The 15,978-nt window shown below is 62.9% G+C and carries 17 protein-coding genes and 1 other RNA gene; 8 read left to right on the top strand and 10 right to left on the bottom strand.

From position 1 onward, the window contains the following. Nucleotides 1-38 precede the first annotated feature (38 nt). Complete coding sequence (locus LVE68_RS08430) at nt 39-1,304, top strand: OmpA family protein (protein WP_233006586.1); 1,266 nt, start codon at nt 39-41, stop codon at nt 1,302-1,304. A 96-nt stretch (nt 1,305-1,400) separates the two neighbouring features. Here LVE68_RS08430 and LVE68_RS08425 read toward each other — a convergent pair whose 3' ends face one another. The 3 genes from LVE68_RS08425 to LVE68_RS08415 all read right to left on the bottom strand — a co-directional run bounded on the left by LVE68_RS08425 (nt 1,401) and on the right by LVE68_RS08415 (nt 5,065). Continuing rightward, nucleotides 1,401-3,419, bottom strand: coding sequence for a DUF2939 domain-containing protein (locus LVE68_RS08425; protein ID WP_233006585.1), 2,019 nt, complete (start codon nt 3,417-3,419; stop codon nt 1,401-1,403). Nucleotides 3,420-3,611: 192 nt separating this feature from the next. After that, a complete protein-coding gene (locus LVE68_RS08420; protein WP_233006584.1) occupies nt 3,612-4,646 on the bottom strand; it encodes an AraC family transcriptional regulator in 1,035 nt (344 codons plus the stop codon). 224 nt (nt 4,647-4,870) lie between these two features. Then, a complete protein-coding gene (locus tag LVE68_RS08415; protein ID WP_233006583.1) occupies nt 4,871-5,065 on the bottom strand; it encodes a DUF2061 domain-containing protein in 195 nt (64 codons plus the stop codon). A 217-nt stretch (nt 5,066-5,282) separates the two neighbouring features. Here LVE68_RS08415 and LVE68_RS08410 point away from each other — a divergent pair, with 217 nt between their 5' ends. Continuing rightward, nucleotides 5,283-5,594, top strand: coding sequence for a helix-turn-helix domain-containing protein (locus LVE68_RS08410; protein WP_233006582.1), 312 nt, complete (start codon nt 5,283-5,285; stop codon nt 5,592-5,594). Between the two features lie 34 nt (nt 5,595-5,628). Here LVE68_RS08410 and LVE68_RS08405 read toward each other — a convergent pair whose 3' ends face one another. From LVE68_RS08405 to rpiA, 3 genes are all read right to left on the bottom strand, one after another. Further along, nucleotides 5,629-6,006: a DUF4168 domain-containing protein gene (locus LVE68_RS08405; RefSeq protein ID WP_233006581.1), complete on the bottom strand. Its 378-nt coding sequence runs from the start codon at nt 6,004-6,006 to the stop codon at nt 5,629-5,631. A gap of 233 nt (nt 6,007-6,239) precedes the next feature. Next, a complete protein-coding gene (locus LVE68_RS08400; RefSeq protein ID WP_233006580.1) occupies nt 6,240-6,893 on the bottom strand; it encodes a transglycosylase SLT domain-containing protein in 654 nt (217 codons plus the stop codon). A gap of 8 nt (nt 6,894-6,901) precedes the next feature. Beyond that, nucleotides 6,902-7,576: a ribose-5-phosphate isomerase RpiA gene (gene rpiA, locus LVE68_RS08395; RefSeq protein ID WP_233006579.1), complete on the bottom strand. Its 675-nt coding sequence runs from the start codon at nt 7,574-7,576 to the stop codon at nt 6,902-6,904. Nucleotides 7,577-7,828: 252 nt separating this feature from the next. Between rpiA and ilvA the strand changes: the two genes are divergently transcribed. Both ilvA and LVE68_RS08385 read left to right on the top strand, forming a co-directional pair. Further along, nucleotides 7,829-9,343, top strand: coding sequence for a threonine ammonia-lyase, biosynthetic (gene ilvA, locus LVE68_RS08390; protein ID WP_233006698.1), 1,515 nt, complete (start codon nt 7,829-7,831; stop codon nt 9,341-9,343). Nucleotides 9,344-9,594: 251 nt separating this feature from the next. Next, nucleotides 9,595-9,738 carry a hypothetical protein gene (locus LVE68_RS08385; protein WP_233006578.1) on the top strand — a complete coding sequence of 48 codons (144 nt, stop codon included), beginning with the start codon at nt 9,595-9,597 and terminating at the stop codon, nt 9,736-9,738. 88 nt (nt 9,739-9,826) lie between these two features. On the opposite strand, the gene LVE68_RS08380 is transcribed toward LVE68_RS08385, so the two are convergent. The 4 genes from LVE68_RS08380 to LVE68_RS08365 all read right to left on the bottom strand — a co-directional run bounded on the left by LVE68_RS08380 (nt 9,827) and on the right by LVE68_RS08365 (nt 11,215). Further along, nucleotides 9,827-10,405, bottom strand: coding sequence for a 5-formyltetrahydrofolate cyclo-ligase (locus LVE68_RS08380; RefSeq protein ID WP_233006577.1), 579 nt, complete (start codon nt 10,403-10,405; stop codon nt 9,827-9,829). Nucleotides 10,406-10,431: 26 nt separating this feature from the next. Continuing rightward, nucleotides 10,432-10,611, bottom strand: a non-coding RNA gene (gene ssrS / locus LVE68_RS08375) — 6S RNA. An 80-nt stretch (nt 10,612-10,691) separates the two neighbouring features. After that, nucleotides 10,692-11,012, bottom strand: coding sequence for a cell division protein ZapA (locus LVE68_RS08370; RefSeq protein WP_233006576.1), 321 nt, complete (start codon nt 11,010-11,012; stop codon nt 10,692-10,694). After that, nucleotides 11,012-11,215, bottom strand: a complete 204-nt coding sequence (locus LVE68_RS08365; RefSeq protein ID WP_233006575.1) for a TIGR02449 family protein — start codon at nt 11,213-11,215, stop codon at nt 11,012-11,014. The genes LVE68_RS08370 and LVE68_RS08365 overlap by 1 nt, the downstream gene beginning before the upstream one ends. A gap of 292 nt (nt 11,216-11,507) precedes the next feature. Here LVE68_RS08365 and LVE68_RS08360 point away from each other — a divergent pair, with 292 nt between their 5' ends. From LVE68_RS08360 to LVE68_RS08345, 4 genes are read left to right on the top strand one after another with little or no spacing between them, the layout of a single operon-like run. Next, nucleotides 11,508-12,089: a UPF0149 family protein gene (locus tag LVE68_RS08360; RefSeq protein WP_233006574.1), complete on the top strand. Its 582-nt coding sequence runs from the start codon at nt 11,508-11,510 to the stop codon at nt 12,087-12,089. Next, the gene (locus LVE68_RS08355; protein WP_233006573.1) at nt 12,089-13,420 is read left to right on the top strand and encodes an aminopeptidase P N-terminal domain-containing protein; all 1,332 of its coding nucleotides are present in this window, start codon (nt 12,089-12,091) and stop codon (nt 13,418-13,420) included. Before LVE68_RS08360 ends, LVE68_RS08355 begins: the two co-directional genes overlap by 1 nt. Beyond that, nucleotides 13,417-14,658, top strand: coding sequence for a 2-octaprenyl-6-methoxyphenyl hydroxylase (gene ubiH, locus LVE68_RS08350; protein WP_233006572.1), 1,242 nt, complete (start codon nt 13,417-13,419; stop codon nt 14,656-14,658). Before LVE68_RS08355 ends, ubiH begins: the two co-directional genes overlap by 4 nt. 54 nt (nt 14,659-14,712) lie before the next feature. Beyond that, nucleotides 14,713-15,948, top strand: coding sequence for a UbiH/UbiF/VisC/COQ6 family ubiquinone biosynthesis hydroxylase (locus LVE68_RS08345; RefSeq protein ID WP_233006571.1), 1,236 nt, complete (start codon nt 14,713-14,715; stop codon nt 15,946-15,948). Nucleotides 15,949-15,978 lie beyond the last annotated feature (30 nt).

Below are 15,978 nucleotides of genomic sequence, written 5' to 3'. Positions count from 1 at the left end.
GGGAGACGTTAAGTTGTTTTTGACGACGAGGTTCTGCTATGGCTGACAACCTGCTGGATATGGCCGTGCGCCAGCTGGGCACTTCCGGGATCGATGCGCTCAGGGGGGCCCTGGGGCTACCGGAGGACCAGGGGGAGGCGGCGGTCAACACCGGAGTCTCGTCCGTGCTGGCGGGCATGCTGAACAAGGGTGAAAGCAAGACCGGTCTGACCAGCATGTTCAACCGGGTGACAGAAAGTACCGGGCTGGACCTGTCGGCCTTGCCGGATATCCTCCGTGACTCGTCGCAGATGGGCAGCCTGCTGGAGACCGGCGGTAACATGGCGGATTCCATCTTCGGCTCCAAGGCCGGGGATGTGGGTGGTGTACTCGGCAGCTCGCTGGGTGTCGGCGGCGACAAGGGCAGCAGCCTGCTGAAAATCGCCGCACCGATCGTGATGTCACTGATGGGCAAGCTGGTGAAGGGCAAGGGCCTGGATGTGGGTGGCCTGGCCGGGCTGCTGTTTGCGCAGAAATCCCATATCAAGGGCCACCTGCCGGATGGCCTGCTGAAAACCATCGGCGTGCACGATTTCGAGGACCTGGGCCAGCACCTGGAGAGCCACGGCCACGCCGAGCCCCAGACCTCACGCCCGCACCACAAGAAGGTCGAGAAAAAACGCGGTGGCTTCGCCAAGTGGTTCTGGCCGTTGCTGATCGCGCTGGCGGTGCTTTACACACTGAACATGTGCTCGAAGAAAGAGCAGATGGAGGAGTCCCCGGGCGAGGGCGTGCTGGATGAGGAGATCATCACTGAAGAGCCGGATACCTCCGGGCAACCGGAGGACCAGCCGGATACCACTCCGCCCGGAGCCGCTCCGCAGCAGGACGGTGACCAGGCCGGCACCATGGGAGCCGCTGCCGACGAGGACCTGGGTAGCAGCATGGAGCAGTACCTGGGCAATAGCTCCCGCGACCCGAACCGGGAATTCCGCCTCAGGATCGAGTTCCAGCAGGACAGCGCCGAGGTCACCAGTGCCTCGGCACCGGATGTGCAGGCACTGGCTACCATCCTCACCAAAAACCCGGAACTGACCATCGCCATCGAGGGGCATACTTCCAGCGACGGCGATGAGAACCGCAACAAGGCGCTTTCGCAGCAGCGCGCCGATGCGGTGAAGCAGATGCTGGTGGAAAAGGGAATCGATGAGAGCCGTATTACCAGTATGGGCATGGGCTCCGCCAAGCCCCTGGCCGACAACGCCACCGAGGCGGGCAAGCAGCAGAACCGGCGTATCAGTGTACGGGTGGTGAAATTCGAGTAAGAATTCTTCCGTGTGCCTTATCAACACTGGCGCAAAGGTAAATCCCCGCTGCGGCGGGGATTTTTGCGTTTTGTTTTTGCAGGCAGAAAGTCACGGCTAGCCCTGTGAATCGTCGGCTCCCTTCAGGTCGTCCAGAGACAGGTTCACCGGTATCTCGGTTTCAATCCACTCGGTGACTGTTTTCAATTCCACATGGTCGGGCTCTCCCCAGAAGTAGAGCGAATATGAGTCGTCGCCCCAGGAATCGCTGCCGGGTAAGTAGGCGATACGGCGCCCCTCGCTATCGAAGGCGTTGGCGGATCGCGGGCTGAATACAGGGTTATAGCGCGGGAAATCGCCGTCGTTCGGGTAGCTCAATTGTGCGCCGTCCAGGGTCGCTCCCCGGATGCTCTCGCCCTGGTTGACGCGTAGCGTCCCGACCCTGGCCGGGTAGCTGAGCTTGATGGTGCCGGCAATGCGGTCGGGTGTCAGGTAGCCAGCGTTGGAGCCGTTGCCCTCCTGAAAGGTAACCTCGTAGTTGGTAGCACCTGAGCGGTTCTGCGAGGGTGTAAATTCAACCGCCTGCTCATCCCTGAAAACCTGGAGATCGCTGTAATCGACGCGGGCAAATACGCTGTTGCCAAGGTCTGGCAGGGTAAATTGCAGCGAGGTGCGTGGCTTGTTGTCCCAGCCAGTCTCCCTCACCAGTTCGGCCTCGATACTTTCCAGTACGCTGGCGTCGACCTGGGACAGCTCCCGTTCGGCGCCCGGCGCCGCATAGCGGGTCTGCTCTATCGGGGTTTGCAGCTCGCCGAAACTGACCTGTGGCTTCCGCGTCGCGGTGAACTCTACCTCCAGTTGCTCCATTTCCAGGGGGAAATAAATATCGACACTGGCTGGCGTGCCGGTTACGGAATAGCTGGTTTTGGTAACGCGCATGGGGCGCGAAAACTCGTCCTTCTTGACCGCTTCAGTGGGCGAGACGGAGGAGGCACGTGGTTTGCGTAGTGGCTGGCCCCCTGCATTGCGGATGTACACCATGGGCTCGACACCGGGCTGGTCGTGCGGCCGGTACAGGCTGAGGCCAACCCTGCCGTTTTCCATCTCGGTCACGCTTGCGGCGACATCGCCCTGCACCTGTAGCTGGTTCAGCTGGTTGGCATTCAGGGAAATATGCTCGACCCGCGCGGGCAGCATTAACTCCAGTTGCCCGGTTGCAGTGGCGACGCTGGCGTCCGCTGAGCTCTTTGGCAGCTTATCCTGCCATAGTCCCCGGAATGTACCTTTGCCGCTCCTGAACTTCTCCCGTTCCTGCTTCTCCTCCTCCGTGAAGCTTCCCAGCACCGGGTTGCCGTCTGGATCCCGTGCATCCAGCCAGGTCACTTCAACTTCCGTACCTGGGGTTAGGGGGACGTAGTGGAAGTCACCCTCGACCATTGCCCTGTCAGAGAAGTCGCCGGTGATGAAAAAGGACCGGGCCAGCTGCTCGCGGAGAGATTCCCGATCGATCCTGGTCTGGGGTGGTGGCGGGCTGTGGGTGTCGATTTCATCGGCGACAGGTTCGGTAGTAGCGGCGCCTGTGGTTGCCACAGCCTGTCCCCGCGGGGCGTCCATATCCAGTAGGCCGTCGATACCGATGGCGGTCAGCTGCCAGCGCCACTGGCGCATTTCCATGTACAGCGACAGGTCACCGGCTGAAATGCGGAAGCGATCCGGGCGGTCGAAAAAAGCATGCCAGTCGAGTTCGGCCTCAGTGTTCCCACGACCCTCTTCCGGGGCAGCAGCTGTTGCATCAGCGCGAGCCGGTGCGGGCTGCAATTTCCCGGACTGGATCAGCTCGGCCAGTTTATCCGGCTGTACCAGCTCATCGATCACTGAGTCCAGCGCCGGACGGATCATCGGCGCGAAGGCCGCGACCATGGGATCCTTCTCCGCCTGTACGGTAAAGGCAGTGTCCACCTGCTGGCGCAGGGAAGACTGCACACTGGGAAAATCGATATAGCGCTGCATTTGTGCGGGGGAGCCGGATGAGACCGACTGCATGATGCGCCAGGCGCTGTAGTAGGGGGAGGCCAGGTAAATAACGAGATTGATCCCGATAACCGCTGCAGCAGCTATCGCCATATTGTTTTTCATTTGGCACTTCCTGTGACTTATTGTTTTTTGTTGGAGAGGTGGTGTGGAATTTTATACTGAGTCGATTATGGCGCCTCCCGGAGCGACCTGTAAAGGCAGCGCCCAGGAGGCACCCGGTAGGGGAGGCGGGCAGGGGGAACAGCAATCGATGGGAGTGCAGCGGGCGACAGCGCAAACGCATGTCGCAGGAAATCAGCTGCGGAACTTGTCCCGGTAGGCACCCGGTGCCAGGCCGGTCCATTTCTTGAACGCGCGGTTAAAGGCGCTGGGTTCGGAGAAGCCCAGCCGCTCGGCGATTTCCGCCACCGCGGTTTCCTGCTGTTTCAGCTGGTAGACCGCCATATCCCGGCGCACGGAATCCTTGATGTCCTGCCAGCTGTTGCCCTCTTCTTTCAGGCGCCGGCGCAGGGTCTGCGGCGAGATATACAGGCGTGCGGCGACGTCATCCAGGGACAGGTTCTCGATCGCATTCTGTGCCTGCAGCATGCGCCGGATCCGGCCGGTGAAACTGTTGTCGGATTTGTACTGGGCCAGCAGGCACTCGGGCGCGCGGGAAAGGAATTCACTCAGTTGCTGCGGGTCGCGCACCAGGGGCATCTGCAGGAAGCGGGTATTGAAGACCAGGCAGGTCTCGCGCTGGTTGAAGTAGTGCCGGCACGGGAACATATCGCTGTAGTCCTCGTTGTAATCCGGCGGCGGGAAGGCGAGGTTGACCCGCTCCAGCAGGATGGTGCGGTCGATCAGCCAGCTGAAGAAGCGCAGCCAGATCAGTGCCAGTGACTCCACGAAAATCTGGTTGGGCAGCTGCCGGTCGTTGCCGTGGTGGAAGATCAGGCGCGCTTCCTCGCCGTCTTCCACCAGCCGGATATGCATGTCGTCGCTCACCATGGCGACGAAACGGGCCGAGCGCAGGAGGGCGCGGCGCAGGTTGGGACAGTGAATGCAGGCGTGCCCCATCATGGCAAAGGTGCCCGGTATCCAGGGGCGGGCCAGGAAGCCGCCGGATTCATCGCTCAGCAGGTCCCATTCGCGGCGCAGCAGGCCGGCCACCTGGTCGCGCCCCAGCCGCGCATCGGGTTCATCCAGCAATTGCGGCGCAATGCCGCAGTCCAGCAGCAGCCGGTCGCAGTCCAGCCCGGCAGCACGGGCGCCCGCCAGCTGTGCGCGAATGGCGGCGGCGGGGATACCGGGATCCTCTCCGGGGAGCTTGGGGGTCTCGCTGTCCACTCTGTCAGCCCTCGGCGTTATTGATTTGTCAGCGTGCATCGCAGGTGTGGAGCAGGGATTATGCGCAAACGGCAGCGGAAAGTCAGGTTTGCACTGAAAATGGGCAGGAAACGGGGGCTGGTTCAGTAGGCTGCGTTGGGCTGATTGCAGCGTTCAACGCCGCGTTAAAGCCAGGTAAACAGGGCGGCCCCTGCCCGGGGAGTGGTCCCACGATGCTGCAACGGTCACGCCGACAGGGCGGTGCCACGGTCGGCGCCCAGGCGGCTCCAGGCCCTCTCATGGAGGTAGTAGGCCACGGTGTTAACGGCAGGTTCCACCAGGGCCAGCGCACTGCCGACCCAGAGGCTGCCGGTCACCAGGAACCCCACCGAGAAAGCCACTGACATATGCACTGCTGCAAAGCTGAGCGTCTTTTTCATAGCGATCACCGCACCAAGTGAGTTTGATTTTCATTATTGCGGCAGGTGTGTGATTGTAGAAATTGAATAACGCTCTGGGATTGATTACCTGACGCTATGCACGAGGGTGCATTCCGGGGTGCACGGGTGTGTCACCGGTCGGTGGTACCGCCGGTATCGCGGCACTGGACCGGCAGCTGTGGTACAAACAGGGGCTGGACAGTCACGGAAACACACCATGCCCAATGACCCGGAGCTGCAGCTCAACCCCACCATCTGCCGCCGGATGCTGATTGCCTACCTGATCGAGTCGCTGGAGAAGCCCAATAACCCCGCGCTGGAGGCGGCAACCGGCTGGCCGCGGCGCACGGTGCAGGACATTATCGCCAAGGGATTGCCCGGCCACGGTACCCGGGTGGAGTTTGTTCAGGAGGGGGTGCGCAACAACGACGGGCACTACCTGCTGCACGACTGGGGGTCGTTTGACCGGGAATGGGTCCGACGGCACCTGGCGCAGATCTGCGCGACGCTGGGGGTGTCGCTGGACTGACGGGCGCGGCCCCAGGTGGGGCGCGCCGCAGGGGTTACTCGCTGTCGGCGTGCTTCTGCAGCATGCCGTTGATGCGCTCGACCAGCTTGGGATCGTCCTTCAGGCTGGCGGCGATCTGCTGGTATTCCTCTTTGGTCAATCCCGCCTGCTGGATCGCGGCAACCATCTTGCCCTGCGCTTCCTTGTTCAGCGCTTCCGCCTGCTCGATATTCTCAGCGGCCTTCAGCTTGGGGGCATATTCCCGGCTGAGTATCACGATGGAGCGATAGGCGTTGGCGAAGCTCTCCAGCTTGGGCTCGGAGTAGGAGGCCGCCCGGGCCGAGGCAGCACCGGCTTCCCCGTTTTGAGCATGGGCGGCCGACAGTGCGAGAACGAGGGACAGCGCGGCGATACAGATGGCGGGAATTTTCATTGAACACCTCTAGTGGGTCTGAGAGGGACGCTTTTGCTTGGTGTCACGCGCCCAGCGTCGCAATGGGGCTACAGGCGTTGTTCTCTCGCTGCGGCAAAAGAAAGACTGGAGCTGTTCGTCCAGCTTAGTCGCTGTCACCACGCTCTTGTCTGATTTGCCGCCATCCGCGTGGTTTTTTTACCGCCGGCGCGGATGGATACAGCGCCTGTGGGGAGCTGTGACAGCCCCCGCCCCTAGAAGATCCCCAGGAATTTCTTGCGCCGTTGCAGCGAACTCTCGCAGCTGTTGAGCTGGCGCTGGTAAGTCCGCGCCTGGGCCGAGACTTTCTTTGCCACGTTCTTGAGCCACGGCTTGCGGTTGAAGCTGCGCCGGTTAAAGCCGCCGTGACCCTCGTGGTAGGCGAGGTACAGGTGGTAGGCATCGTCCGGGCGGATACGGCACTGCGCCTGGCTGGTGTTGTTGTACCAGCCGACAAAATCCACCGCATCGGCGAAATCGTCGCGGTCGGCGCCATAGTTGAAGGTGGTGCGCTGGTAGCTCCGCCAGGTGGTGCCCAGGGCCTGGGAGTAGCCATAGGCGTCAGAAGGGCGCGGCCCCGGGAAGATCCACAGGATTTTGGTCCGCGGCGGGCGGGCATCGTGCACGAAGCGGGATTCCTGGTGCAGGAAGGCCATCATGGTGGCCACCGGCGAGCCCCATTTTTCCTCGGCGTCCTTGGCGTCTGCGTACCAGTCATCCTTCTCCCGGAAAATACTGCAGATGTCCTCGGTGTTGCTGGGCGGGGTGGTGGCGCAGCCGGCCGCCAGCAATGGCAGGAACAGCAGGCCCAGGCACCGCTGGAGGCGGCGCGATACTTTCTTGTTATTCGGCATGGCGATCGATTTCATTCTCACAATTATCCGGCGGTGTACGTCTTCACGCCCGCGGCTGTGCCCAACAGCAGGATGTCAGCGGGACGCATGGCGAAGATACCATTGGTCACCACCCCGGTGATGTTGTTGATCGCCTGTTCCAGCGCCACTGGCTGGGCGATCTCCAGATTGTGCACATCGAGGATCACGTTGCCGTTGTCGGTGGTCACACCCTGGCGGTAGACCGGGTCGCCGCCCAGCTTGACCAGCTCGCGGGCGACGAGGGAGCGGGCCATGGGGATGACTTCCACCGGCAGGGGGAAGTTGCCCAGCATCGGTACCCACTTGCTCTCGTCGGCAATACAGACGAACTCCTCGGCACAGGCGGCGACGATCTTCTCCCGCGTGAGGGCGGCACCGCCGCCCTTGACCAGCTGCAGGGCGGCGTTGGCCTCGTCGGCACCGTCCACGTACACCTGCATCCCATCTACCGCGTTCAGGTCGTATACCGGGATACCGTGGCTCTTCAGGCGCTCGGCAGAGGCCTCCGAGCTGGCCACGGCGCCGTCGAACCGCCCCTTGATTTCCGCCAGGTAGTCGATAAAGAAGTTGGCCGTGGAGCCGGTGCCCACACCGACGATCGAGTCCGCCTCCAGCTTCGGGGCAATATGCTCGACGGCAGCGCGGGCGGTGGCCTGTTTGAGTTCATCCTGGTTCATGGTGACGGGTGGGTCCTTTGCAATGATTTTTACTGTTGTGGCTTTTTGGGGCTAAAAATTCGCGCCGAATTGTCATTATGGTGGCAAAAATGCCGTGTGGCGTTTAGACTGGCCAGCCTGTGATGCGTTTCCCGTATCGGTCACCGGGATGCCGGCGGCCACTGGCGCGATTCGGGAGGCGCGATGTCCATGTAGTCGATTTCGATGTACTGGATGTACAAGTATCAAACGCCACGGCCGCCCGATTTCACCATGCCCCATTCCTATATCAAGCGCATTTTAGACGCGCGGATTTACGATGTCGCCACCGAGACGCCACTCGAGGGAATGCGGCAGCTGTCGCACCGCTTCAATAACCGCATCCTGCTCAAGCGGGAGGACCTGCAGCCGGTCTTTTCCTTCAAGATCCGCGGTGCCTACAACAAGCTGTTGCAGCTTCCCGCGGAGCAGCGCGCCCGCGGCGTGATCGCCGCCTCGGCGGGCAATCACGCCCAGGGCCTGGCGATGGGCGCGGCCCAGTTGGGGGTGCGCGCCACCATCGTAATGCCCACCACCACCCCGCAGATCAAGGTGAATGCAGTGCGTATGCGCGGCGCCGAGGTGGTGCTGCACGGCGATACCTTTGACGAGGCCAAGACCCGCGCCCAGCAGCTGGTGGAGGAGCGCGGCCTGGTGTTCGTGCACCCCTATGACGACCCCGATGTGATTGCCGGCCAGGGTACGGTGGCGATGGAGTTGCTGCGCCAGCACTCCGGCAACCTGGATGCGGTGTTCATCCCGGTGGGTGGCGGTGGCCTGGCGGCGGGCATGGCCGCCTATATCAAGTACGTGCGGCCGGAGATCAAGGTCTATGCGGTCGAGCCCGAGGAGGCCGCCTGCCTGCAGGCGGCGCTGGCTGCCGGGGAGCGGGTATGCCTGCCGCAGGTGGGGTTGTTTGCCGACGGCGTGGCGGTGGCGCAGATCGGCGAGGAGACTTTCCGCGTGCTGCGCGAGACCGTGGACGGCGTCATTACCGTGTCCACTGATGAGGTCTGCGCGGCGATCAAGGACATCTTCGAGGATACCCGGTCGATCGCCGAGCCCGCCGGCGCCGTGGGGCTGGCCGGCCTGAAGAAGTACATCGAGCAGAGTGGCAGCCGCAACGCCACCCTGGCCACCGTATGCAGCGGCGCCAATACCAATTTCGACCGGCTGCGCTACATCAGTGAACGCACCGAAATTGGCGAAAAGCGCGAGGCGGTGCTGGCGGTGACCATTCCCGAGCGGCCCGGCAGCTACCTGCAGTTCTGCCGCGACCTGGGCGACCGTGCCATCACCGAGTTCAATTACCGCTATGCCAACAGTGGCGAGGCACATATCTTCGTCGGCCTGCAGGTGGCGGCGGATGCCGACCGGCACCAGCTGGTGGACGCCCTGCAGGGCGGTGGCTACCAGGTCACCGACCTGACCGACAACGAGATGGCCAAACTGCATATCCGCCACCTGGTGGGTGGCCGCGCCCAGGGCCTACAGGACGAGGTGGTCTATCGCTTTGAGTTTCCCGAGCGCCCCGGAGCGCTGCGGAAGTTCCTGGAACAGCTGGCCGGGCGCTGGAATATCACCCTGTTTCACTACCGCAACCACGGTGCGGCCTATGGCCGGGTGCTTGTGGGTATGGAAGTGGTGCCCGCCGAGCGGGAGCAGCTGCTGGAACTGCTCAACCAGCTGCAGTTCCCCTACTGGGATGAGACCGGCAACCCGGCCTATCGCTTCTTCCTGTCAAGCTGAGCTCGGCCAGTTGGGAATATCGGGGCAGTTATGGGAGCCTGTTTTCAGGCGCGGGTAGGCCAGGAAAATGCTTTTGTCCAACGCGGCAGGCTAAAAATGAGACATTTATCTCAAAATTTGTACGGCGATCGGTTACTATTTGTTCGCTATTAAAGTATCTTCTCACCCGCGGAACTTTTGCGTTAAAGCGAATCTAACGCGGGGTGAAGTGCTCATAACAAAAATACAGTCGAACTTACAGGATGGTCCCCATGAAACCCGATGCACTGACAATCGCAGTGGTTGTCTTTGTTGCGGGCGTGCTGTTGAGCAGCACCGGCCTCACCGAGGTGTTTGCCTCGGATGAAGAGTCGGAGCCGCCGGCGGCATTGCAGCAAGGAGTGGTAACGCGCTGAGTGTGCCCCCATGCCCGCAGGCAAAACACAAAAAAGGCCGGACGCGAGAGCGTCCGGCCTTTTTTGTTGTGGGTGCCAGGGGGCGGGGTCAGCGGCAGCGATACAGCTGGTGGTCCGTGATCACTGCATCCAGCGGGATATCCCAGCTGTCAGTGGGTAGGTGGTCGACACACTGTAGCTGGTGGGCTGCGCCGATCATTGCCGGCCCGGTGCCGGGCAGCTGGCGCTTGAAAGCGAATGTCCGGTCATAAAAGCCGGCTCCCATGCCCAGCCGCGCGCCGCTCGGGTCAAAGGCCACCAGCGGCACCAGCACCAGGTCGAGGCGCATGGGAGAATGGCTGTCCCCCCGTACCGGTTCCGGGATGCCGTATCGGTTGCGGTAGGTCAGGGCCCTGCCCCGCCAGTGACAGAAGCGCAGGTGCGGATGGGGCTCTGCCGGTAGTCGCGGCAGGTAGAAGCGCTTGTCGGGAAAGCGGCGTGGCAGGCCCAGCAGGTCCAGCTCGCCGTCCATCGGCCAGTAGATGCCGATGTGCCTGGCCACCCGGAACTCGGGGGTGCGCCCCAGGCGTGTCAGTGCGGCGCGGGCGGCGAGTCGCTGGTGATGGGCGGACAGTGCGCGGCGGGCGGTGCGCATGGCGCGGCGCAGTTCCGCTTTGCTCTCGCTCATGGTAAGTCGCCACCGGGAAGGAAATTAAGAGCCCCAAAGTGCGGCTGATGACGTAGCCTTGAACCGTAAAGTTCAAGGTGGCGGTTCCCGGGATGTATCAGGCTTTCCGCTGCGAGGCGGACTTGCTCAACAACACCCTCTGGCAACCACCCGGGTCAGATTATCGGCTCGAGGACATAGTCAACTGGCCAACACTCCAGGGTATGTGAAGTATAACAATGGCCGGGGAAAAAGGCTAAGCGCGTAGTGCGCGCCGGATGTCTCCGGCGGCAAAAGTCAAGGCTGCTCAGGCGTCGTGGGAATCAATCTTGCTGAGGGCGGACTGGACCTTGTCCTGCAGGCGGTCAAGCATGTCCTGCTCCAGCGGGACGCGGGTCAGGTCCGCTTTTGCCTGGATCAGTTCGTGGGCAATATTCAGCGCGGCCATAACCGCGATGCGCTCGAGGCCGATCACCGAGCCGCTGGCACGAATACGCGACATGCGCTCGTTCAGCAGGCGTGCGGACGCCTGCAGTTCTGCGCTCTCGTCTTCTGTGCAGGCAACGCGGTATTCCTTGTCGAGGATGGTTACCGTTACCGTTTCCTGCGTTGCTGCTGAATCACCCATCAGGATTCTTGTGCTAGCCCCTTGAGGCGGTTGATCATGGCTTCCACCCGGTTGCGGGCGGCTTCATTATTCTTTACCAGGCGCTGGCGCTCGCGTTGCCATTCAGCCTCCAGCTGACGTAGCTCGCGGTTCTGCTCCGCCAGCTGCTGGCAGCGGGCGATCAGCGAGTCCACCGTGCTTTCTAACGCTTCAATTCTGTCCATAATTCCTGCGTTTCAGGCGTGCGCCCTGAATAGACTCCCACCACGACAGACCGCGCGGGATTCCGCTACTATATTGCCGGTGTCATGGTGGGTCAATTATCCCGCCCGAGCACGCAATCACAAATTTGCGTGCGGCCTGCCCACGCCCGTGGTGAAGTGTGTGCAGTTGCGGCATAAAGCGACGAACTGCGCAAACTCTGAGCACCCCGGGGCCGGGAGCAGATTGCCGGGCGATAATCTGCAAAACTGTAAGCACAAACTGTTCAATCCAATAAAGTACCGAGCCGTCTGTATGACAAGTCCCGCAAACGATTTTCACTCCCTCGCCAACGCCATCATGGCTGCCGGTGGCCGGGCCGACCCCAGCGAATTGCACGGGTTCGTCTGTGGCATGTTGTCGGCGGGCGCGCGCCCGGACAAAAAACGCTGGCAATCAGAGCTTGCGGGCCTGCTCGACCTGGAAGCGGTCCCCGCCGACCTGGACAAGGCACTGGTGGAAATGGCACAGCAAAGCCAGGCCCAGCTGGAAGACAGTGACTTTGATTTCCAGCTGTTGCTGACTGATGACCCGGACCTGGCAGCCCGTACCCTGACGCTGGGACACTGGTGCCAGGGCTTCCTGCATGGTTTCGGTATCGGCCAGTTCAAGGGCAAGCTGCAGGAAACCAGTGAAGAGGCACTGCGTGACCTGGGCGCGGTGGCCCAGGTGGATGAAACCGAGCTGGGGGATTCCGAGGAGACTGAAAACCAGCTGTTGCAGGTGGAGGAATATGTGCGGGTGGCCGTGCTGAATATTTTCACCGAAGTGGCTGCCGCGCAGGCGGCGAGCCGCCCGGGCAGTGCAGGGGGCAAGGGCGGTCCCACGGTTCACTGATGGCAATTGGCAAGGCGGAATATGCCCGGCGCCGCGCGCGCCTGGTGGCGGCACTGGATTCGGATGGCCTGGCAATTGTGCCGGCGGCAAGGGAGCAGTTGCGTTCACGGGATACCTATTTCCCGTTCCGGCAGGACAGTGATTTTCTATACCTGACGGGGTTCCGCGAGCCGGAGGCACTGCTGGTGCTGGTCCCCGGCAGGGCGCAGGGGGAATCGATCCTGTTCTGCCGTGAGCGCGACGCGGAAAAGGAAATGTGGGATGGGCCCAGGCTGGGCCCGGAGCGCGCCGCCGGCGAGTGCGGCCTCTGTGATGCCTTCCCGATCGGCGACCTGGACGACATCCTGCCGGGCCTGCTCGAGGGGCGCAGCCGTATTTATTACACCCTGGGCCGCTTCCCGCAGCTGGACCGGCGCCTGCAGGGATACCTGCGCGTGCTCGACGGTGCGCCCGGCAGTGACGGTGCGCCGGAGCTGGTGGACCTGGACCGGCACCTGCACGACCTGCGCCTGTACAAGAGCGCGCAGGAAATACGCCTGATGCGCCGCGCGGCAGAAATCACCGCAGCGGCACACAAACGGGCCATGGCGGCTTGCCGGCCGGGGCTGTATGAGCACCACCTGGAGGCAGAATTGCTGCACGGTTTTGTTGCCGCGGGTGCGCGGGAGCCGGCCTATCCCAGTATTGTTGCCGCGGGTCACAATGCGCTGGTGATGCACTATTGCGAAAACAATGCGCCCCTGAAAAGCGGTGACCTGGTGCTGGTGGATGCCGGTTGTGAATACCGCGGGTACGCGGCCGATGTGACCCGCACCTATCCGGTCAATGGGCGTTTCAGTGGTGCGCAGAAAGCAATTTACGAAATCGTGCTTGAAGCGCAGGAAGCGGCGATCGCACAGCTGCAGGTAGGCAATGACTGGAATGTGCCGCATATGGCCAGCGTGGAAGTGATCGCACAGGGCTTGCTTGACCTGGGGCTGTTGCAGGGCGATCTCAGTGGCATTATCGAGTCCGGTGCCTATCGCCGGTTTTACATGCATCGGGCCGGGCACTGGCTGGGAATGGATGTGCATGATGTGGGCGACTATCGCGTGCACGGCCAGTGGCGCCTGTTGGAGGCGGGAATGGCGATGACAGTGGAGCCCGGTATTTATATCGCTGCCGAAGATGAGCAGGTGCCGGAAAAATTCCGCGGTATCGGTATCCGTATCGAAGACGATGTCGCACTGCTGAAGAATGGGCCCGAAGTGTTGTCGGCGGATGCGCCCAAGGGGGTGGCCGATATCGAATACCTGATCCGTTGTGGGGATGTACAGGAGGCGTTGCTGTGAGCCAGCCGCAAGATTTCGTGGATGTTGCTATTGTTGGTGGCGGCATGGCCGGGGTGAGCCTGGCGCTGATGTTACAGCAGTCCTGCCCGCACCTGTCGGTGGCACTGCTGGAGCAGCACCCGTTGCCGGAAGCTGCGGCCAGTGTCGAATTGCCCAGTTTCGATGCCCGCGCCACCGCGCTGGCATCGGGCAGCCTGCAGTTGTTCGACCGCCTGGGTGTGTGGTCGCAATTGCGTGAGTACGCAGCGCCAATCCGGCGGGTGCAGGTCAGCGACCGGGGGCGCCCGCTGGGGGTTTCCCTGCGCGCGCAGACCGAGGCGCGTGCCAGCTATGACGGTATGCTGGGTGCAGTGATTGAAAATGCCGCGCTGGGCCCGGTCCTGCACGGCGCGCTCAGCGGGACCGATGTGCGCCTGCTGGCGCCGGCGCGGGTCCTGGACGTGCAGATGGAGGAAGCCGGTGCGCAACTGCAGTGGAGTGCCGGCGAGGACAGCCCGATGCAGTTGCTGCGTGCTGGCCTGCTGGTGGTGGCGGATGGCGTGAACTCACCGCTCTGTCGCCGGCTCGGGATCGAGACCGAGCAGGTCTCTTACAGCCAGCGCGCACTGGTGACAACGGTAGGGTTGCAGCGCGACCACGGGGGGGTGGCCTACGAGCGATTTACCCCGGATGGCCCCATGGCGCTGTTGCCGCTGCCACGCCGCCACGGCCAGCACCGCATGGCACTGGTGTGGACCAGTCCCGAAGAGGACGCGGCAGAAATAGAATCACTGTCGGCCGATTCATTCGTCCGGCGCCTGCAGCGAACCTTCGGCTGGCGGGCCGGGCGGATCGAGTGCGCGGGCGAAGTGAGCAGTTACCCACTGAGTCTGTCTCTGGCGCGGGAGCAGTGGCGCCGCGACCTGGTTCTGGTGGGTAACTGCGCGCATTTCCTGCACCCGGTGGCCGGCCAGGGCTTCAACCTGACCCTGCGCGACTGCCATGGCCTGGCGCAGAGCCTCGCCCGGGGCGGTTTGGCGCAAAATTCATCTGAGCGGCTAGACTTGTTACAGGAATATGCGCGGTCGCGGCAGCTGGACCAACAGCTGACCATCGGTTTCAGTGATCGCGTACCGGCCCTGTTTGCCGCCCCCGGCCCGCTGGCCCGGGGCCTGCGCCAGTTCGGCCTGCTGGGCCTGGCGCTGGCGCCGCCCCTGCGGGCAGAGTTTGCCGGCCAGGCGGCTGGATTTGGGCTTTAATTGAGCGCACCCGACCGGTATGGCGCCGGCGCGGAATTAGCTGGAATGGCACCTATGAACAGACAACGTCTCGATATTGCGGTGGTTGGCGCCGGTATGGTGGGGCTCGCCCAGGCAGCGCTGCTGGCCGTGCGCCATCCGCAGTTGCAGGTGGCGGTGCTGGAAGCCTCCACGGAGCTGCCGGAGGTGTCACCGGACACCTACGATCCGCGGGTGGTCGCACTGACCCAGGCCTCCCGCGAGTTGCTGGAGGAGGTGGGCGCCTGGGCGCTGATTGAGAACAATCGCGCCTGCCCCTACACCGAGATGCGGGTATGGGATGCCGAGGGTACCGGCTCGGTCTGCTTCAACAGCCGCGATGTGCAGTTGCCGAACCTCGGCCATATTGTCGAGAACAATGTGGTGGTGGATGCACTGCGCCGGCGTATCGATGAGCTGCCCAATGCGGAGTTGATCAGCGGTTTCCGCCTCGAGAGCTGGTGGCGGGATTGCGGCCTGTGGCACCTGCAGCCGCGTTCCGACCGGCTGGCAGATGTGGAGGGCGGTGAGCGCAATCCCGAGACCCTGCGCGCACGGTTGCTGATCGGTGCCGACGGTGTGCGTTCGCGGGTGCGCGACCTGCTGCATATCCGCTGTCACGAGACCAATTACCACCAGACTGCGATGGTGTGCGTGGCCCGCTGCAGTGAGCCCCATCGCCACACTGCATGGCAGCGCTTCCTCAAGGAGGGGCCGCTGGCCTTCCTGCCGCTCAGCGGGCTCGGTGACGAGAATCACTGCGCGGTGGTGTGGTCCGCGGACGATGCCCTGGCGCGCGAGCTGCTCGAGCTGGACGATGCCGCCTTTGCCCTGAATATGGAGAAGGCCTTCGAGAGTCGCCTGGGCGAGGTGGAGGCGGTGGGTGAGCGTTACGCCTTCCCGCTGCGCGCGCGCCATGCGGAATCCTATTTCGGCCCGGGCGCCGTACTGGTCGGTGATGCCGCACACAGTATCCACCCGCTGGCCGGGCAGGGCGCCAACCTGGGATTGCAGGACGTGCGCGTGCTGAGCGAGGAAATCGGGCGCGCACTGAAACGCGACCTGGACCCATCAGATAACTCGGTACTGGCGCGCTACCAGCGCCGCCGCCGCGGCGACAACGCGGCCACACTCAAGGCGATGAGTGCCTTCAAGTCCCTGTTCGGGGCCGGCGACCTGCACTGGCGCTGGCTGCGCAACACCGGATTGAGTATGGTGGACGCCAGCCCGCTACTGAAAAAACGAATTATCCTGCGCGCGATGGCGGTTTGACCGGGTTCCTGTCCGGTGACCCGCGCACAG

Origin of the sequence: Microbulbifer sp. YPW16, assembly GCF_021290385.1 — a bacterium.
Lineage (GTDB): Bacteria > Pseudomonadota > Gammaproteobacteria > Pseudomonadales > Cellvibrionaceae > Microbulbifer > Microbulbifer zhoushanensis.
The sequence above is the reverse complement of the archived record's forward strand: the minus strand, read 5'-3'. Positions and strand labels throughout refer to the sequence as shown.